Origin of the sequence: Flavobacterium sp., from assembly GCF_035760125.1 — a bacterium.
Classification (GTDB): Bacteria; Bacteroidota; Bacteroidia; order Flavobacteriales; family Flavobacteriaceae; genus Flavobacterium.
The window spans coordinates 1-19,862 of sequence record NZ_DASTTN010000428.1; the positions used below are offsets into that span (position 1 = coordinate 1).

Genomic DNA, 19,862 nt, shown 5'->3' on the forward strand with positions numbered 1-19,862 from the left:
GGCCAAAGTTGATACCATTGTTTTTGATAAAACGGGGACCATAACTACTAATGCAAAATCGAATATTTCCTATGAAGGTGAAATACTTGATGAATCCAATTTGGCAATACTGAAAAGTGTGCTTCGTGCTTCGAATCATCCTTTGAGCAGAATGTTGTATAATTTTTTACCTGAAACAAAAAGGTTAAAGTTGGATTTATTCGAAGAGATAACTGGGAAAGGAATTCAAGCAGTGATTGGTGGCATTTCGGTGCAAATAGGATCTGCCAATTTCATTGAAAAAAACGGAGAAGATGAAATAAAGCAAACGACTGTCCATATAAAAATAGGAGACAAATATTTCGGTAAATACATTTTTAACAATCAATATCGTGAAGGCTTATCTGAATTGTTTAGTAAGTTGAGCGCTCAGTATCAGCTAAAGGTTTTATCAGGTGACAATGAAGGGGAAAGAAGTTTGCTGGAATCAATCCTACCAAAAGGAACGGAAATGATTTTTAATCAAAAGCCCGAACAAAAACTTGAATTTATAAAGGCTTTGCAGGAACAAGGTAAAAATGTAATGATGGTAGGAGATGGGCTTAACGATGCCGGTGCTTTGGCTCAAAGTAACGTGGGGGTTTCTATTTCAGAAAATGTAAATGTTTTTTCTCCTGCCTGTGATGCAATTTTGGACGCAAAACAGTTTCAAAAGTTGAATTATTTTTTAAAATTATCCAAAAAAGCCATAACGACCATCAAAATGAGCTTCACCTTGTCACTTTTATACAATGTGGTTGGATTGTCTTTTGCCATTACCGGAAACCTCTTGCCATTGGTTGCTGCAATTATTATGCCTCTGAGTACCATTACGATAGTGAGTTTTGTTACAGTAATGAGCAATTATTATTCAAGGAAAATAAAATAGTTTAATAAGGAATTGTTTCGTTTTTTTTCATATTTTTAACATATCGGATTAAATATGATAATTGTCATTTTTTGTAAAAAGTGATACCTATAATTTTGTTAACCAAATATTAAGATTATGAGTGTTATCTATTTGTTAATTGCCATCAGTATTTTTGTTGCCATTGGATTTTTTATTGCTTTTGTTTTTGCGGTAAAATCAGGTCAATATGATGATGATTATACACCATCGGTCAGAATGCTTTTTGACGATGAATTGATTAAATCTTCCCAAAAGAAATCAGAAATTAAGAGTTAAATTACTCTTTAATCTTTTTAAAAATTACCCAATTTTAAACAACTTTAAAACAATTATAAATATGGAAATGGAACAATTTTATTATGACAACAAAATTGTAAAGAAATTCATTTATGCTACCATACTATTTGGAGTAGTGGGAATGTTAGTGGGTCTTATATTGGCTACTATGTTCCTTTTTCCAAACATGACCGAAGGTATTTCATGGTTAAGTTTTGGTAGATTGAGACCTTTACATACCAATGCAGTAATTTTTGCCTTTGTTGGTAACGCAATGTTTGCGGGTATTTATTATTCATTACAGCGATTGTTAAAAGCCAGGATGTATAGTGATTTCTTGAGTAATGTGAATTTTTGGGGTTGGCAATTAATTATTGTAGCTGCTGCAATTTCGCTTCCATTAGGATATACATCTTCAAAAGAATATGCCGAATTGGAATGGCCTATTGACATTGCTATTGCTTTAATATGGGTAGCTTTCGGAATCAACATGATTGGTACGATGTTAAAAAGAAGAGAGCGCCATTTATATGTTGCCATTTGGTTTTATTTAGCCACATTTATTACGGTTGCGGTGTTGCATATTTTTAATAGTTTAGAGTTGCCGGTTTCTGGTATGAAGAGTTATTCTGTTTATGCAGGAGTTCAAGATGCGTTAGTACAATGGTGGTACGGTCACAATGCTGTTGCATTTTTCTTGACTACACCATATTTAGGGTTAATGTATTATTTTGTACCTAAAGTAGCCAATCGTCCTGTGTACTCTTATAGATTGTCAATTATCCACTTTTGGTCATTAATATTTTTATATATCTGGGCAGGTCCTCACCATTTATTGTATTCTGCTTTGCCTAACTGGGCTCAAAATTTAGGAGTTGTTTTCTCTGTAATGTTGATTGCTCCATCTTGGGGAGGTATGATTAACGGACTTCTGACGTTAAGAGGTGTTTGGGATAAAGTTCGTGAAGAACCAGTATTGAAGTTTTTTGTTGTTGCTATGACAGGTTATGGTATGGCTACTTTTGAAGGACCAATGCTTTCTCTTAAAAACATGAATGCTATAGCGCATTATACAGATTGGATTGTTGCTCACGTTCACGTTGGAGCATTGGCTTGGAATGGTTTTATGGCTTTTGGTATTATTTATTGGTTGATTCCAAGAATGACAAAAACTAAATTATATTCTACCAAATTAGCTAATTTCCATTTTTGGGTTGGAACGTTAGGGATTATATTATATGCATTGCCAATGTATTTGGCGGGTTTCCTGCAAGCTTCTATGTGGAAACAATTTAATCCAGACGGGACCTTAACCTATGGTAATTTTCTTGAAACGGTTACCCAAATCATGCCAATGTATTGGATGAGAGCAATAGGGGGAACTTTGTATTTAACTGGGATGTTGACATTGGTTTACAATATTATCCAAACAGTCAGAGCCGGTGAAGAAGTTGAAGATGAATTGGCAGAAGCCCCAGCTTTGCAATCCATTAGTTCCGGAAGACTTAGAGGGGAGAAATACCATACATGGTTGGAAAGAAAGCCAATCAAAATGGCAATATTTGCTACAATAGCGATATTAATAGGTGGAATTATTCAAATTGTTCCAACGATTATGGTAAAATCAAATATACCAACAATTTCAAGTGTTAAACCGTATTCTCCTTTAGAATTAGAAGGTCGTGATTTATACATTCGTGAAGGGTGTGTTGGTTGTCACTCGCAATCGGTTCGTCCATTTAGAAGTGAAGTAGAACGATATGGACCACAATCCAAAGCAGGGGAGTTTGTTTATGATCATCCATTTTTATGGGGATCGAAACGTACTGGTCCCGATTTATTGAGAGTTGGTGGGAAATACAATGATAATTGGCATTTTAATCACTTTTGGAGTCCACAAAGTATCTCGGCTGGTTCTATTATGCCTAGTTATAAATGGTTGTTTGACAATAAAGCTATGGATGTTTCATTGACCGAAAAGAAAATGAAAGCGATGGCTACTCTTGGAGTTCCTTATTCCGATGCTCAAATTGCAAATGGAGTAAAAGATTTAAGAGCACAAGCTGTTGCAATTGAGGAAAGCCTTAAAAATGACCCTGATTTTGTAAAAAGTTATGAGGACAGCAAGAAAAAAGCTTTAGCAAAAGGTGAAAAATTCATTCCGATGAACGAAAGAGAAATTGTGGCAATGATTGCTTACATACAAAGACTGGGTACTGACATTAAAGTAAAAGAATAACAAAAAGTAAGCGTTATGTTCGAACAAATAAAACACAATATGGAGACCATTGCAGGTGTTGCAATTTTTCCAATACTATCGTTACTGATTTTCTTTTTCTTTTTTCTTGGTCTAGGACTTTGGGTTTATTCCTATAAAAAAGAGACAATAGACGAAATAAGTCAAATCCCATTAGAAGATTAAATTGTACAATTTCAAAAAATATAAATAATGAAAAAATTAATTCCACCTTATATAAGAGTCCTTTTCATATTTTTCTCCGTTTTGGGAGTGATGGAATATTTGATCGATTCAGGAGATCATCCTGCTTTTATAAAATATCCTATGGTTGCAGTCTTTCTGTTTGTATTGCTTTTTCTTTTGATTGCAATCGAAATAACATTGAAGGCAGTAAATACAATTACTTATAGATTATTGTCAGATGAGGAGAAAGCAAAATTGGCTCATGAAGATAGTTTAAGCCTGAAAGATAAAAGTTGGTACAAAAACTTAATGCAACGTTTGACAAGAACAGTACCAATTGAAGATGAAAAACAATTATTGATGGATCATGATTATGATGGAATAAAGGAATTGGATAACAATTTACCGCCATGGTGGGTTTATTTATTCTATGCCTGTATTATTTTTTCTGTGATATATCTGGTTCGTTATGAAATTATGGGTGCGCCAGACCAAGAAGCTGAATTAAAAAGTGAAATGGCTCAAGCCAAAATTGAAGTGGCTGAATATATGAAAACAGCTCCTGATTTGATGGATGAAAAAACGGTAACTTTGTTAACAGAGCCAGCTGATTTAACAACAGGAAAAACTATTTTTGAAACCAATTGCGCAGCTTGTCATCGTGCTGATGCTGGTGGTCAAATTGGTCCAAATCTAACGGATGATCATTGGATACTGGGTGGTGGAATTAAGAATTTATTTCACACTATTACCAATGGTGGCCGAGATGGAAAAGGGATGATTGCATGGAAAGGCACTTTGAAACCAAAAGAAATTCAAGCGGTTGCCAGTTATGTTATCTCTTTAAGAGGAAGTAATCCAAAAGATCCAAAAGCTCCAGATGGGGAAATCTGGGTTGATGAGAATGCTCCTGCGAGTGCCGCTGTTCCAACTGCAGATAGTACTCAAGTAAAATAAATAATTAATAATATATTAGAATGAAGAGCTTTGTCAAAATTCACTACTTTGAGAAAGCTCTTTTTTAGCATTTAAAAATAAAAAAAATGGCAAGTAATCTAGACGAATCTTTCAGAGATACCATTGGGACTATTGATAAGGAGGGTCATAGAAAATATATTTACCCTAAAAAGCCTTCCGGTAAGTTTTATGAATATAGAAAATGGGTCAGCTATTTTTTATTAATAGTTCTTGTCGTCAATCCTTTTATAAAAATAAACGGGAATCAGTTCATGATGTTCAATGTTTTGGAACGTCGATTTAATATTTTTAGTTTTCCTTTTTGGCCACAGGACTTTTATATTTTTGTCCTGTTTATGGTTATTGGGGTTGTTTTTGTTATTTTATTTACGGTTATTTTTGGGCGAATATTTTGTGGCTGGATTTGTCCGCAAACTATTTTTATGGAAATGGTTTTCCGCCGTATAGAATATTGGATAGAAGGAGACAGGGGGGCACAAATACGCCTGGAGAAGCAAGAATGGAATGGAGATAAAATTAGAAAAAAAGCTTTAAAATGGTTTGCATTTCTTGTGATTTCGTTTCTAATTGCCAATGTGTTTTTAGCTTATCTTATCGGTAGCGACGAATTATTTCGTTTAATTGAAGAGGGGCCTTTAGCGCATTCGAGTAGCTTTCTGTCATTATTGATTTTTACGGGTGTTTTCTATTTTGTTTTTGCTTGGTTTAGAGAACAAGTTTGTATTATCGCCTGTCCTTACGGAAGATTGCAAGGGGTTTTATTGGATAAAAAATCAATAAATGTGGCCTATGATTTTGTTCGTGGTGAGAAAGAAGTAGGTAGAGCCAAATTCAATAAACAAGAAGACAGAGCTGCTTCGGGAAAAGGTGATTGTATCGATTGTAAACAATGTGTGCATGTATGTCCAACAGGAATCGATATTCGTAATGGCGTTCAACTCGAATGTGTAAATTGTACAGCTTGCATCGATGAATGTGATACGATAATGAAAAGCGTAGGTCTGCCATTAGGACTTATTCGATATGCCTCAGAAGATGAAATAGAAACCAAGGCCAAGTTTAAATTTACGGCTAGAATGAAAGGTTACACCGCAATATTGGTTATATTGGTTGGCGTACTTACAGGTTTATTGTTTTTAAGATCCGAAGTAGAAGCCACTATTTTGAGATTACCAGGTCAATTATTTCAGCATAAAGGGGAAAATATCAGTAATGTGTATACTTTTAAAATTATTAATAAGACCAATCATGATATTAATGATATGAATTTTAAATTGGTTGGAATCAAAGGCACTCTAAAAGTAGTTGGTGTTCAGGAATTAAAAGTTCCCAAACGTGGAATGACAAGCGGTACTATGTTTATCGAAATCAATAGGTTTTTGTTGGAAAGTGATAGAACTAAATTGGAGATTGATCTCTACGAAGGAAATAAAAAAATAGAAACAACACATACTAATTTTTTAAGCCCACGTAGTTTTGACTAACTATAGTGTATTTCAAAAAGTGTTTAATTATAAGAAATCTTTAAAAAAGAATAAAAATGAAAATTAATTGGGGAACTTATATCGTGATTGCATTCGTTTTGTTTATTAGCTTTATTATGTATTTTGTTTTAAAAGTGCAGTCAGATAGTAAATATAATAATGAATTGGTAGTAGAAGAGTATTATAAACATGATGTGCATTTTCAAGATGAAATGGCAAGGATACAAAATGCTCATGATTTAAAAGTAAAACCTATAATCACAGTTGGAACTAATGGTATTACGATTGTTTTTCCAGCTGATTTTGCACCAAAGGCTATAAAAGGAACTGTTGCTTTATATAGACCTTCTGATAAGAAATTTGATTTTCAAGTACCTCTTTCGTTTACTGATTCAGCCTCTTTGTTTATTGCAAAGGATAAATTGATTGGTGGAGAATGGGATATCAATATGGAATGGAAGTATAATGGAACGTCTTATTTGACTAAACAAGAGATTTATATAAAATAGAAAAGAAAATAGAGTAGAGATGATAGAATAAAGAAAATTAGTTTAAATCATTTCATTCGAAAACCTGAATTCTAAAGTCTAAAATTTGTACACGAGCCCTAAGGGCGAACTGACAAAGCAATCTAAAATTCACATGCTTTACACCGCTTTTTTATTTGGTTTAATCAGTAGTTTTCACTGCATAGGTATGTGCGGTCCAATTGCTATGATGTTGCCTGTAGAGCGAAATAATCCTGCCAAAAAAGTAATTCAAATTATTACGTATCATTTAGGAAGGCTAACAGCTTATGGATGTATTGGTTTGCTTTTTGGATTGTTGGGAAAAGGATTATTTTTGGCTGGAATTCAGCAACAACTTTCAATTTTTATTGGGATTGCTATGATTCTGGTGATTCTAATTCCTGAAAAGATTTTTGTTCGATATAATTTTTCGAAACCAGTGTATGGTTGGATATCCAAAATCAAGCAAAATCTGGGAAGTCATTTCAAAAACAAAAGTTTCAAATCACTTTTTATTATTGGTTTACTTAATGGTTTTTTGCCCTGTGGTATGGTATATGTGGCTTTATTTGGTGCTATCGCAATGCAAAGTGCCAGTTTTGGAGTTTTGTATATGTTGCTTTTTGGTTTAGGTACAGTGCCCTTGATGAGTGTAGTAGTGTATATTAATTCATTTCTGACAGTCCAAATTCGGAATAGAATTCAAAAAGTAATTCCATATGTTGGGGTTGTAATAGGTATGTTGTTTATTTTAAGGGGTTTGGGACTCGGGATTCCTTATGTTTCTCCCTCGAATATGAGTTTGTTTGTAAAAGAAAAAGCCAATTGTCATTAATTGGCTTTTTCTTTGATTTTTAGATAATATTGAATGTTTAAAGTTTGCTGTTTTTTTGCGTGAGTGATGGCAGTGGAGCTCTTTTTTTGGGAGACTTTTTTTGTCTCCCAAAAAAAAGCGGGAACGTACAGCACGACCTGTAGTCTCGTCTTTTGGGACGAGACGGAGGGGCACGCCCATAAGAGCTTTAAAAAAAGATTGAATTAATTAAGATGCTGTTGTTTTTAAGGATTAACCGGTCCTTATTTTTTTTAGATAGTCATAGAAAATAATGCTGTTTCTGGTGCTTTTCTTTTTAATCTTAAATCAAAGGCCATGCAAATGTTGCGAACATACGGTTTTCCTTCTTCGGTTACAATGATTTTATTGTCTCCAATAATCAATAAGCCGTCGTTTTCCATTTCTTTCAGTTGAAGTACAATTTCTGGAATTTCAGAAACGTAATTTGCTGAATCCTCCCAACTGGTTTCAAATTGACACATTAGATTCAAAATGTGTTTTCTGATAATTAAATCTTCGGTAGATAACAAATGACCTCGATAAACCGGTAATTCGTCCGATTCCAATACTTTGTAATATTCTTCTAGAGTTTTTACATTTTGAGCAAAGCTGTACCAACTGTCACTTATGGACGAAACCCCGAGACCAATCATTAATTGAGTTTTGGAGGAGCTATAGCCCATGAAGTTTCTGTGTAATTTTTTGTCCTCAAACGAGTGGAATAAACTATCTGATTTTAAAGCAAAATGATCCATACCGATTTCATAATACTCATTTTCAAAAAGCAATTCTTTTCCAACTTCGTATAATTTTCTTTTGGCATCGTCTTTAGGAATGTCTTCATCATGAAATCCGCGTTGTCCATTGCCTTTTATCCACGGCACATGGGCATAACTATAAAATGCTAAACGATCTGGCTGTAAAGAGTTTGTTTTTTCGATTGTATCCACGACATCTTGAACTTCTTGAAAAGGCAATCCAAAGATAATGTCATGACCTATTGAAGTATAACCAATTTCTTTTGCCCAAAAAGTAACTTTGGCAACATTGTGAAAAGGTTGTATTCTATGAATGGCTTTTTGTACTTTTTCGGAATAATCCTGAACGCCAAAACTCACTCTTCTAAAGCCCAAATCATATAGTTTTTGTAAATGGGCCAGAGTTGTATTATTTGGATGTCCCTCAAAGCTGAATTCATAGCCTTCAGCTTTTTCGGCAAGAGAAAATATTCCGTTTATTAATTTTTCAAGGCTTTCTATGGAGAAAAATGTTGGTGTTCCTCCGCCCAAATGGATTTCTTTAATTTTAGGTTTTTTGCCCAAGATATCACGGTAAAGCGTCCATTCTTTTAAAACAGCTTCTATATAAGGATTTTCGACATTGTGATTTTTGGTGATACGTTTATTGCAACCGCAAAAGGTGCATAAGCTTTCACAAAAAGGCAGGTGAATATATAAACTAATGCCTTCTTTATCATTACTTTCCTGGAATGATTTTTTTAGCGTCTGTATCCAGGTTTCATTAGTAAATCCTGACTCATCCCAATAAGGAACCGTAGGATAGCTAGTGTAACGTGGCCCAGGAACATTGTATTTTTGAATAAGTGAGGTCTTCATAAATATACATTTTATGTGAATGTCAAAATTAGCTTGACTTTTTAAGTATAAAAATGATAATTATCATATTCTTTATTAGATATATACAAACAAAGAGGTTCTTGCGAACCTCTTTGTTTAATTTTTATAGACTTTCATTAATTAAACCGACCCATTTTTTTGCCAGTTTATGATCTTCGAATAAACAATTGAAGTCTAAAAAATGATTTTCAATATTGTAAATTGGAATCATTTCTTTTTTCATGGTGTTTTTATGAACCAGCTCTATTTCTACTTTTTCCATGGTACCTAATCTACTTCTAGTAGTCTCTAGTAGATTGCACAGAATAATGTTTGTTAAATCCACAAAATAAACTGTTTCTTTTTTATAACTGAAGTCAATAAATAGAAAGCCTTTATTCTTTTGGTCTATTGACAGAATTTTTTTGTTCTGTGTTTCAGTTAATTCAAAATTATAATGATTGTTTTTACTGTATTGTTTCTTTATCTCTTTTATTTTTGCTCTATTCGTTATGTTGGAGCGGAAGACTAAAGTTAACGGAATGCCTATTAAGACTGTAATTATTAGGCCTATTATGGTTACGGATGTGTCCATTTTTTTGTTTTTTTTGTAATTATATATAATGATTTGTTTTCTTGATTCAGAAGGAATCAAGAAGGATTTAAAAGTTGTTTTAACTTTTATAATACGGATCATGATATTAAATCACCAAAAATAATGGAAGGGGAAAAGTAAAATTGAGACTTTTGTACATCTGTCGATGTCTTGGTCTGATAAAACTATTTTAAGGTTATTTTCTTTAAAACTAGAAAATAATGGGAGTGCTGCATTAGAGTCATCTATATTGACTGGAATACGATTGTTGTGTTTTAGGTCAGGATTGCTTCTTTCTACACTCGGTTGAACGAAGTGAGAAACACTTAAACTTTCTTTGCTGAATGCAGTGTTATTATCCTTTCTTGAAGAAATGGTCGCATCGGAATTTGCACTATATGCAAAACTGAACTGGATCAATAGACCAGTAAATACGATAAATTTCCAAAACTTTCTCATACTGCAAAAATAGAGAATAGGTTTTTGTTTCAAGTGTGTATTGTGGTAAATGAAAGTTAAAATTGTATTTTTTATTAAAAAAGCCTCAAACTTTTTAAAGTTTGAGGCTTTTATCTATTTATGAATTTAAACTTATTCGATGTTTAAATTTCTTAACTGTTTTAGTTTTTCTTTCCAAACATCTAAACTTTCTTTATGGATAGCAATGTTTTTTCGAACTTCCAATACGATTGAATTTTCTTTTTTAGCATTTTTTGTATTGGTGAAAAACTGAATGTTGTTCTCCAGTTGGAAAATTTCATTTTGTACTTCTTCAATTTTGCGCATCAAGAAAATCTTCTCATTATCAATTTTTCTAGTATCATTGCTTTCAGATAAATGATCAATTCTGTTAGAGAAACGCATCATCTCAGTATCTTTTTTGCTTAAGCTTAATTTTTCAAATAAAGCATCTAGAATTTTATTGAATTTTCCTTCAATATGTCTTCTTGGGAAAGGAACTTTGCCAAAGTTTTTCCAAGTTTCAATATGCAATTTGATAGCATCCAAATCTGTTTTGTGATCCCCAGTTAATTGGAATTCTCTCAACGTTTCTAAATACGCTTTTTTCTTGTCAAAAGCTTCTACTTCGTCAACATTTTCAACGCTTTTATGCTCTTTTAATTTGTCAAAATAGTGATTGCAAGCTTCTCTAAATTCGTTCCAAATTTTATCAGAATATTTTCTTGGGACATGACCAATTTTTTTCCACTCTTCCTGAATTTGTTTCATGATAGGAGTAGTGCTAGCAAAATCAACGCTTTCCTGTAATTCTTTGGCTTTCTTTACCAAAGCAATTTTTTTGTTCAGGTTGTCGTTTTGGTCTTTTTTAATGTCTTTGTAAAAAGAATTTTTAAAGCTGTTGAAATTTCTAACAGCTGTTTTGAATGCTGCCCAGGTAGCTTCATTTACGTCAGCAGGTACTTTTCCTGCTGAGAAAAACTCAGAGCGTAAAGCTTCTACTTTTTCAATTTGAGCTAGCCATTGCGAATGTGCATTGACTTTTTCTGTAGCTAAAACTTCAATTTTGGCAATAATTTCTTTTTTCTTTTCTAAGTTTTCTAGCTCAGTTCCCCTTAAGTTTTCAAACAATACTTCACGCTTATCATGCATTTTTTTTGTTAGCTCACTAAATTGGTTCCAAATCTCATCGCGGTGTTCTCTAGAAACAGGACCTATGTCTTCTTTCCAAATTCTGTGTAAATCTTGAAGTTCTCTAAAAGCTTTATTGATGTCTGCTTCTTTTAGCAATTCTTGAACACGTGCAATGATTTTTAGTTTTTGTTCTAGATTGTATTTGAAATCAATATCCCTTGCTTCTCTGTCTAAGTGCAAATAATCATAAAAATTTTCTACGTGAAAATGATAATTATTCCAAACGTGATTGTATTTATCTTTTGGAATTGCACCGGCATTTTTCCATCTCTCTCTTAATTCATTAAAATGATTTAAAGTGTCTTTGATGTTTGCTTGTGGGTTGATTAATTCTTTTAGTTCTTCTACAATTGCCAATCTAACTTCTAAGTTAGTTTTCAAATTTGATTGTAAACTCTTAAAGTGTATGTTTTTATTGTCTTTGTAGATTGTATAATATTGATCAAACTTTGATTTTAGCGGAGAATGATATTGGAATTCTTCGTTAGGATCTTGATTTTCCTGATTGAATTCTTCTCTTTTTTCTTCTATGAGGTGATTGTATTTGGCTAAAAATGCTTTTCGAATTTCTTCAACATGTTCTTTAATAGACATTACTTTTTCATTTGTAACCAAATTTTTCAATTCACTTACAAGCGTTTCCATAGGCAATGCTTCATAATCAAGCATTGGGATATCATGACGTTCTTTTAATGTTTCATCTTCGCTTTCTTCAGCATTTGTTTCAGCTATTGCGTCAATTACGTTTTGCTTTTCGTCTGTTCCGTTTTCATTCGAAATTACTGTTTCAGAAACTGGGTTTACAGTGTTTTCCTCTGCTGCAGCATCACTGATATTACTTTCTGTTACTATTACAGACGCTTCTGATTGAACTGTTTCTTGCAATTCATTAGTTGTTTTTCCATCTATCTCATTTTCTTTAAGAGACAGGCTATCGTTCTTTTCTTCTAACATTTTGTAAATGTATAAGGTTTTTATTTTTTGAATGCGAAAGATACTAAAGGTGCGTCAAAATACAAAATAAAACTCTTGTTTATAATTCAATTACACAGAAAATTCTTTCCTAAATAATGTAATTTGAATTCTTTCTAGTTTATTGGCTTGCTTTTTGATTTTATAGCTACTTTATTTAATGACAAGATATTAAATAAAGAACCCTCAAAAGATATTTCATTTTGAGGGTTTTGTATTTTTATAGTTGTAGATCTGATACTATTGTAAAGGTAATATAACAATTAGCTTTTCTATTTATTCCAAATCTTCCATGCTTTCTCGGCTTGAAAAATAAGCATATCCAAACCATTTTTAATTTGAGCACCTTGAGCTTTGGCTTTGCTAAGAAACTGTGTTTCGGCTGGATTATAAATCAAGTCATAGGCGATATGTTTCTCTGTAAAGAATTCATAGGGAATAAGTGGGAATAAATCAACATTCGGGCTTGTCCCAACTGGAGTACAATTGATTATAATTTGGTAGTTGTCAAAGGTTGTTGCATTGATAAGCCTGTAATCAATGCAATTTTGTTTGGCTTCGCGAGACACAAAAGTGTAAGTGATATCCAATTGATCCAATGCGAAAGCAACACCCTTTGAAGCGCCTCCAGTTCCAAGAATAAGTGCTTTTTTATGATGAACTTCCAATAGTGGTTCAAGAGATTTCTTGAAACCATAGTAATCGGTATTATATCCTTTTAATTTTCCTTTTTTAGTAAATTTTATAGTGTTAACAGCCCCAATTTGTTCTGCGTTTTTAGATAGTTTATCCAAAAAAGGAATCACAGATTCTTTGTAAGGAATCGTTACGTTTAGTCCATTAAGATCTGTATTATTTTCCTTTAATTCCGTAAAATTATTGATTTCAGGAATGTCAAAATTTTCATAAGTACAACCTTCAAAATGTTCTTTGCTAAATTTTTCTGTAAAATATCCTTTTGAAAAGGAATAACTGATATTACGGCCTAATAAACCAAAACGTTTTCTTAAAACTTCAATCATTATTGTTTTTTATGTTTGTCAATATAATTTCGCACCATTTTTTTCTCCCAAACTACAGGGAATAAATCTTCCAATAGGATGTAATTGTCATAATTCAAACGCAAAGCATTGCTCAAGTGAAATTTTGCTTTGATATTGTCTGAAATCATAAAATACAATCCAGCCAAACGGTATTCTACTTCGTTTTCTTCTGGGAAGTATTCGGATGCTTGTAGTAATGTTTGGATTGCACTTTCGAATTCTCCTAAAAACTGTAAAATGTCAACCCAAAACAACCAAGTATCGAGTTGGTAATCGCCAAATTCTACTGCTTTTCTATATCCAAATTCAGCTTCCTCAAACAAGTTCATTTGTTTATTGATGGCTGCAAATCGCTTCCAATATAATTTGTTTTGGTTGTCAATAGCCAAAGCTTTATTGACAAAAAATAATGCTTTTTGGAAGTTTTTTTGACGAACATAAAAATCGGTAATCGCAATCCAACCTTTATCTAAAAGTGGGTCTTCGTGTACCGTTTTGTTGAAATATTTAAGAGCTAAAACTTTGTTGCCTAATTTTTCATAACATTTTCCTATTCTAAGCAAGGCATAGGATGTTGCATCGTCCAATTCGATTGTTCGATTGTAACTTTCAATGGCAAGGTCGTACTTTTTTAGACGTTCCAATGCTTTTGCTTTTTCCATAAAAGCACCAAGGAATTCCTCGTCTATAAGAGTTGCATAATCAAAAGCACGTATAGCACTTTCGTATTCTTTTACTCCATAATATAAACGACCTAATTGATGCCAAGCAATTTCGCTATATGGGTTTTTGTCAATGTATTTATTTAAATACAATATGGCTTCTTGGTTTTGATCCAAAAATTCAAAACAATAAACCACATTGTATAATGCTGATTGATCTTCAAAGTCTTCTTCTAGACATTTAATGAAACTTTCTTTAGCCAACTCTAGATTGTCCATAAAAAGGTATTCCATACCGATTAAATTGTAAACATCGGCATAGTCATCGGTGTATTCTAAAGCAATCTTAAGCATTTCTACTGCTTTTTCATGCTGATCCCTTTTAGAGCAAATATTGGCTTTTTGAATGTAAATTTCTTCGTTTGTGGGTTCGATAGCATAAAGCTCATTCAATAGTTTTTCGGCTATTTCGAGTTTGTCATCATAAATAAGCATTTCTACTTGAACCAATTTAAGCCCGCTCGATCTTGGGTGTTGTTCCAGTGCTAGTTTTAAGGCTTTTTTTGCCAATGCTGACTTGCCCATATCGAGGTAATGAAGAATGATTTCTTCAAATTCTTCGGAGTCAAAAAAGAGTACTTTGTTGGTTTTCAACATGGACTCAAATTTTGATAGGGATAAGTTATACTCTTCTTCTTCGTTGCTTAATTGCATACTGTGTGTTTTTAAATTATCCTAAAATAAAATTAGGAAAACGTATTGTTGAAATGAGGAAGAATTCTATTTGTTGTGAACAATTTAATTAACATGTTTTTCAATGATAATTACAATTTTTAAAAATCTAAAAAGCATTAATCTTAACTCATCATCTCATTCATTACTTCAAGAATTATTGCGCAGCCTTCTCTGATTTCTTCTTCGGAAATTGTAAGAGGTGGTGTTATTCTAATCGCGCATCCTTCAAAAAGCAACCAAAATAAAATTAAACCTCTGTCTTGACATTTTAGAATCACTTCATTCGTGATGTCAGCACTCGCTGTCATGGCAGCAAGCATCAATCCTTTTCCTCTTATTTCTTGTATCAAAGGGTGTACCAAAAGCGATCTAAAGAGTTTTTCTTTCTCTAAAGCATCTGTCATGATATTGGTTTCAGTTAATTCTTTCAAAGTCGCCAAACAAGCTGACGCAATGACAGGGTGACCTCCAAAAGTGGTGATATGACCTAGTTTTGGATTTTCGGTCAGTAGATCCATCATTGCAGATGAAGCTGTGAAAGCACCTACAGGCATTCCGCCACCCATTCCTTTTCCCATAACAACGATGTCTGGTACAACATCGTAGTTTTGAAATCCGAAAAGTTTTCCTGTTCTTCCAAATCCCGGTTGGATTTCGTCGAGTATCATTAGTGCACCTACTTCGGTGCATCTTGCTCTTACTTTTTTTAGAAAGTCATTATGTGGCTCAATAAAACCGGCTCCTCCTTGAATTGTTTCCAGTATGATTCCTGCTGTTCTGGTTGTGATTTTTTGTAAATCGGCTTCGTTGTTGAAGGATATAAAATCGACATCCGGAAGCAATGGACGAAAAGCTTGTTTGCGCTCTTCGAATCCCATAACACTCATCGATCCCATTGTGTTGCCATGATAGGCATTGTGGCACGAAATCAACTGACTTCTTCCTGTAGTTCTTTTTGCTAGTTTTAAGGCTCCTTCTATACCCTCAGTACCCGAATTGACTAAATAGGTTTTGTCTAAAGGTGCAGGTAGGAATGAAGCCATTAATTTACAATACTCAACTGCTGGACTTTGGGAGTATTCACCATAAACCATAACATGCGAGTATTTGTCTAACTGATCCTTTATGGCGTCATTTACTCTCTTATTTTGATGTCCAAGAGTACAAGCGGAAACACCTGCGACAAAGTCTAGATATTTTTTGTTATTTGTATCAAAAATATAAGAGCCAATAGCATGCGAAACTTCCATACCCAATGGATAAGGTGAAGTTTGTGCTTGGTATTTTAGGAAATCGGGATTCACTTTTTTGAAAAGTTTAGTTGTTTAAAAGTTTAATCGTTTAAATGGCAATCTGCAATCTAAAGGCTGCTATCTTAAATCTGCCTATTGATTACTTCTTCGAATTCTTCTTGTCATAATTCAATGTTTCTTTTCGAATTTTCATTGGTGCAGCTTTTTTAGCTTTGTCTTTTGTAGTGGCTTCAACTACTTTGAGCTCTTCCGCATTTTCTTCCTGACTAAAAACGTCGTCTTTTGATTTTATCCTTTCGTCTCCACGCCATTTGAGTCCTTTAAGGGTTCTTGCATTTTCGGGCAATTCGGATTCAGGATAAATATCGCCATCCACTTGTTTGAAAAAAGTGATGGTTTCAATTGTTTTTTTATCAAAAAGAATATTGATTTTGCTACTTACATTTTTATTGATTCCGATGAGTTCTTTGGCGTCATTCCGCATATAATAAATCACTTCCGCATTTTTGATAATATCAACATCATGGAGTTTTCCATCCTGAAATTTTCCAAATAAGTTTTGTCCTTTTACTTGGTTGAATCCGGTTCCAAGAGTGTCCTTCGAGACCAGAAAAGTGTTGTTGAGCACTTTGAGTGAATCCAGTTTCTGAGTTTTTTTATCTCCAATGAGATGCATCAAATCACCAGTGATTTGGCTTTCACCATTCCATAATATTGGATTTCCAATCAATTTTGTTAAACCTAATTTGGAGCTGGAATGGATGGAATCGCATTTCCCGCTCATATCTGTTTTATAAAAGCGAACATTATTGAAAGCGCGAATGATTCGGTTTCCTTCTTTACCAGTAACCATAAGTTTTTTTCCATGAATATAAACCGAGTCATTGTCGACAAAATTAACTGCCAATGCTCTTTTGGTCACAAACATGGAGTCTTTCTTTTTGTATAATTCTGCATAATGTCCTCGTACTACTCCTCGATTAATAGAATCGGTTATTTTTACATTTCGTGTGGCTGATGCGAATTCTTTATTTCGATCATAATACAAACTATCTCCTTTTATCAGTCGATCATCATACTTAATGTAAGATTTGTCCAGAAAATGGGCTAGATTTTTTTTGGTGTCGTAGAACCCTTTTTCGGTATAAATGTAATTAGCTTTACTGGTTATGGTTGATGGACCAAAAAGGTATGAATGTCCTGAATTACTGTAATAATCCAAATGATTGGATTTGATTTCGTATGTTTTGTTGGTAAGCGTTACAGCAGTTAGGAACTGAAATTTTTTCTGTGTAACGTAATACCTTCCAGACTTGCTTTTTAAAGTGTTGTCTTTGTTAACGATAGTCCCATTTGTGTTGTAATATACTTCTTGTATGTTTCTGTCAAAATTGATTGTGTCTGTGGCCAAAGTAGCGTCTGGAGAACTCATCACAGCATTTCCAGTTGCAAAAGCTTTTTTCAATTCACCACTGTATTCTGCATAATTACTGTTCAAATACAAAGTATCACCTTGCACCAATTGTACGTTCCCAAAAGCTTTCAGATAATTTTCTTTTTGAAAAAAATAAGCTTTATTGCAAGTTAAAATGACACCGTCGTGACTAACTCTTACATTTCCAGTAAGCAAAAGTGCATCTGGAAATTTGTCTTTATCGACATCCGCAAAGTCAGACTGTTCAATTAATATTTTTTTTGGAGCTTGTGCCAAAACAAGATTTGCACAAAGAAATACCAGGCTATAGATAATGAAATTTAAAGATTTCTTCAATGGTCTTAATTTTTTTGTAAATTTATGAAAAATGAGACAAACCCCTTATATATTAGGATTTATTTATAATAGTTTGTCATTAGGATTATAAGGGTGTTTTTTGAAAAAAAATATTTTATAAACAAAAGGACTAGCTATTACGTTGTAGTGATTTTTTAATTTGTAAACCAGTCTGAATAGGTTTGTTTTGGTGCTATTTTTTTGAAAAAAGCTTTAAATTTATGGATTGATATTGAATACAAATATAGTGTCAATTTTATATTTTTAATTTTTTATAATTCAAAAAAATGATCACAAAAAAAATAGTAATGGCAGGAATAAGTGTTTTGCTTATAACGACTGCCTGTAAAACTAAAGATGTAAAAATGAGTGTACAAAAGAAAGAAACCGTTTCCGGTAATAAAGCAGTAGTTTATCAAGTGTTTACTCGTTTATTTGGTAACAAAAACACAACCAATAAGCCTTGGGGAACTATCGAAGAAAATGGAGTTGGAAAATTTAATGATTTTACAGATAAAGCACTTCATGAGATAAAAGATTTGGGTGTTACGCACATCTGGTATACAGGCGTTCCGCACCATGCTGTTATAAGGGATTATACTGCAATAGGGGTTTCAAATGATGATCCAGAAGTGGTAAAAGGTCGAGCAGGTTCACCTTATGCCGTAAAAGATTATTACAATGTCAACCCTGATTTGGCGGTCAATCCGGTAAAACGTTTGGAAGAATTTGAAGCTTTGATTAAAAGAACCCACAAAGCTAATCTTAAGGTAATTATTGATATAGTTCCTAATCATATAGCCCGTAAATATGAAGGAAAAAGCAATCCAAAAGGAGTGAAAGATTTTGGTGCTGATGATGATGTTAGTGTTGAATACAAAAGAGACAATAATTTTTATTACATCCCGAATACACCTTTTCAGTTGCCTGATGGTGATAAACCTTTGAATGGGGAAAGTAATCCACTTATTGATGGGAAATTTGAAGAAAATCCTGCAAAATGGACTGGGAATGGTTCTCGATTGGCAAAACCAGATAAAAACGATTGGTACGAGACTGTTAAGGTAAATTATGGTATTCGTCCCGATGGTTCAAAAGATTTTCCTGAATTACCTTCCGGTTATGATAAATTATCCTACAAAGAGCATTTTGATTTTTGGAAAAATAAAAGTGTACCTAGTTCTTGGATTAAATTTAGGGATATAGCTTTGTATTGGACTTCAAAAGGGGTCGATGGATTTAGATATGATATGGCTGAAATGGTTCCCTACGAGTTTTGGAGTTATATGAACTCGGCGATAAAAAATGTAAATCCTGATGCTTTTTTAATGGCTGAAGTGTACAATCCAAAAGAATATCGCAATTATATTCATTTGGGTAAAATGGATTATTTGTATGATAAAGTAGAGACTTATGACAAATTAAAAGGCATCATTAAAGGGAAAACTCCTCCAGATGGACTTTCGTATATTCAAAGCGGGTTGGCCGACATTGATATACACATGTTGAAGTTCTTAGATAATCATGATGAACAACGTTTGGCAAGTCCTGAATTTGCAGGTTCTCCTGAAAAAGGAAAACCAATGATGGTAGTTTCTACTATGATAACTTCAGCGCCTATTATGATCTATTTTGGTCAAGAAGTGGGGGAGGCAGGTAATGAAAATGGCGGATTTGGTTCTCATTCCAGAACATCTATTTTTGATTATGTAGGTGTACCAAATCATCAACGATGGATGAATGATGGTGCATTTGATGGTGGAAAATTATCGCAAAGCGAAAAAGAGTTGCGTGATTTTTATAAAAGATTGCTCAATTTCTCTGCAAAAAGTTCGGCAGTGATGGGGCAGTTTCAAGATCTTCAAGAAGTAAATCGTCAGGCTGGACTTGGATACGATCCAAATCATTTATATTCTTTTGTTCGTTGGTCAGATAATCAAAAATTAATAGTGCTGACTAATTTTTCTTCAGATGCGACGAATAGTTTTGAGTTAAAAATTCCAGCGGATATAATTAACAAATGGAATTTGTCAGACGGAAGTTATACGATAAAAGATCAATTGTATGAAAAAAGTAATGTTCAATTACAAGTTGTGAATGGCGAAGGAAAAGCTTCAATTACAATACATC

16 protein-coding genes are annotated in these 19,862 nt (G+C 33.3%); 9 read left to right on the forward strand and 7 right to left on the reverse strand.

Annotated features, from left to right (window positions below; all coding sequences use genetic code 11):
• The 8 genes from VFS71_RS15045 to VFS71_RS15080 form a co-directional block, all read left to right on the forward strand.
• Nucleotides 1-907: HAD-IC family P-type ATPase (locus tag VFS71_RS15045; protein WP_326402255.1), on the forward strand; the 907-nt coding region annotated here is incomplete at its 5' end.
• A gap of 117 nt (nt 908-1,024) precedes the next feature.
• Nucleotides 1,025-1,204: a cbb3-type cytochrome oxidase assembly protein CcoS gene (gene ccoS / locus VFS71_RS15050; RefSeq protein WP_100430019.1), complete on the forward strand. Its 180-nt coding sequence runs from the start codon at nt 1,025-1,027 to the stop codon at nt 1,202-1,204.
• 61 nt (nt 1,205-1,265) lie between these two features.
• Nucleotides 1,266-3,443, forward strand: a complete 2,178-nt coding sequence (ccoN, locus tag VFS71_RS15055; protein WP_326402256.1) for a cytochrome-c oxidase, cbb3-type subunit I — start codon at nt 1,266-1,268, stop codon at nt 3,441-3,443.
• 15 nt (nt 3,444-3,458) lie between these two features.
• Nucleotides 3,459-3,626 (forward strand): CcoQ/FixQ family Cbb3-type cytochrome c oxidase assembly chaperone, encoded by a 168-nt coding sequence (locus VFS71_RS15060; RefSeq protein ID WP_035640388.1) that lies wholly within the window; start codon nt 3,459-3,461, stop codon nt 3,624-3,626.
• 27 nt (nt 3,627-3,653) lie between these two features.
• Nucleotides 3,654-4,583 carry a cbb3-type cytochrome c oxidase N-terminal domain-containing protein gene (locus tag VFS71_RS15065; protein WP_326402257.1) on the forward strand — a complete coding sequence of 310 codons (930 nt, stop codon included), beginning with the start codon at nt 3,654-3,656 and terminating at the stop codon, nt 4,581-4,583.
• 86 nt (nt 4,584-4,669) lie between these two features.
• Nucleotides 4,670-6,088: a cytochrome c oxidase accessory protein CcoG gene (gene ccoG, locus VFS71_RS15070; protein WP_326402258.1), complete on the forward strand. Its 1,419-nt coding sequence runs from the start codon at nt 4,670-4,672 to the stop codon at nt 6,086-6,088.
• Between the two features lie 56 nt (nt 6,089-6,144).
• A complete protein-coding gene (locus VFS71_RS15075) occupies nt 6,145-6,597 on the forward strand; it encodes a FixH family protein (RefSeq protein ID WP_326402260.1) in 453 nt (150 codons plus the stop codon).
• A gap of 133 nt (nt 6,598-6,730) precedes the next feature.
• Nucleotides 6,731-7,432 (forward strand): sulfite exporter TauE/SafE family protein, encoded by a 702-nt coding sequence (locus VFS71_RS15080; protein ID WP_326402261.1) that lies wholly within the window; start codon nt 6,731-6,733, stop codon nt 7,430-7,432.
• Nucleotides 7,433-7,683: 251 nt separating this feature from the next.
• Here VFS71_RS15080 and hemN read toward each other — a convergent pair whose 3' ends face one another.
• From hemN to VFS71_RS15115, 7 genes are all read right to left on the reverse strand, one after another.
• The gene (hemN, locus tag VFS71_RS15085) at nt 7,684-9,048 is read right to left on the reverse strand and encodes an oxygen-independent coproporphyrinogen III oxidase (protein ID WP_326402262.1); all 1,365 of its coding nucleotides are present in this window, start codon (nt 9,046-9,048) and stop codon (nt 7,684-7,686) included.
• A gap of 124 nt (nt 9,049-9,172) precedes the next feature.
• On the reverse strand, nt 9,173-9,643 hold the full coding sequence (locus tag VFS71_RS15090; protein ID WP_326402263.1) for a hypothetical protein: 471 nt from the start codon (nt 9,641-9,643) through the stop codon (nt 9,173-9,175).
• A gap of 591 nt (nt 9,644-10,234) precedes the next feature.
• Nucleotides 10,235-12,250: a DUF349 domain-containing protein gene (locus VFS71_RS15095; RefSeq protein ID WP_326402264.1), complete on the reverse strand. Its 2,016-nt coding sequence runs from the start codon at nt 12,248-12,250 to the stop codon at nt 10,235-10,237.
• A gap of 290 nt (nt 12,251-12,540) precedes the next feature.
• Entirely contained in the window at nt 12,541-13,290 is a 750-nt protein-coding gene (gene aroE / locus VFS71_RS15100; protein ID WP_326402265.1) for a shikimate dehydrogenase, read from the reverse strand.
• A complete protein-coding gene (locus tag VFS71_RS15105) occupies nt 13,290-14,687 on the reverse strand; it encodes a tetratricopeptide repeat protein (protein ID WP_326402266.1) in 1,398 nt (465 codons plus the stop codon). Before VFS71_RS15105 ends, aroE begins: the two co-directional genes overlap by 1 nt.
• Before the next feature lie 143 nt (nt 14,688-14,830).
• Nucleotides 14,831-16,012, reverse strand: coding sequence for an aspartate aminotransferase family protein (locus VFS71_RS15110; protein WP_326402267.1), 1,182 nt, complete (start codon nt 16,010-16,012; stop codon nt 14,831-14,833).
• Between the two features lie 88 nt (nt 16,013-16,100).
• On the reverse strand, nt 16,101-17,732 hold the full coding sequence (locus VFS71_RS15115) for an OstA-like protein (protein WP_326402268.1): 1,632 nt from the start codon (nt 17,730-17,732) through the stop codon (nt 16,101-16,103).
• 287 nt (nt 17,733-18,019) lie between these two features.
• On the opposite strand from VFS71_RS15115, the gene VFS71_RS15120 reads away from it, so the two are divergent.
• Nucleotides 18,020-19,862: alpha-amylase family protein (locus VFS71_RS15120; RefSeq protein ID WP_326402269.1), on the forward strand; the 1,843-nt coding region annotated here is incomplete at its 3' end.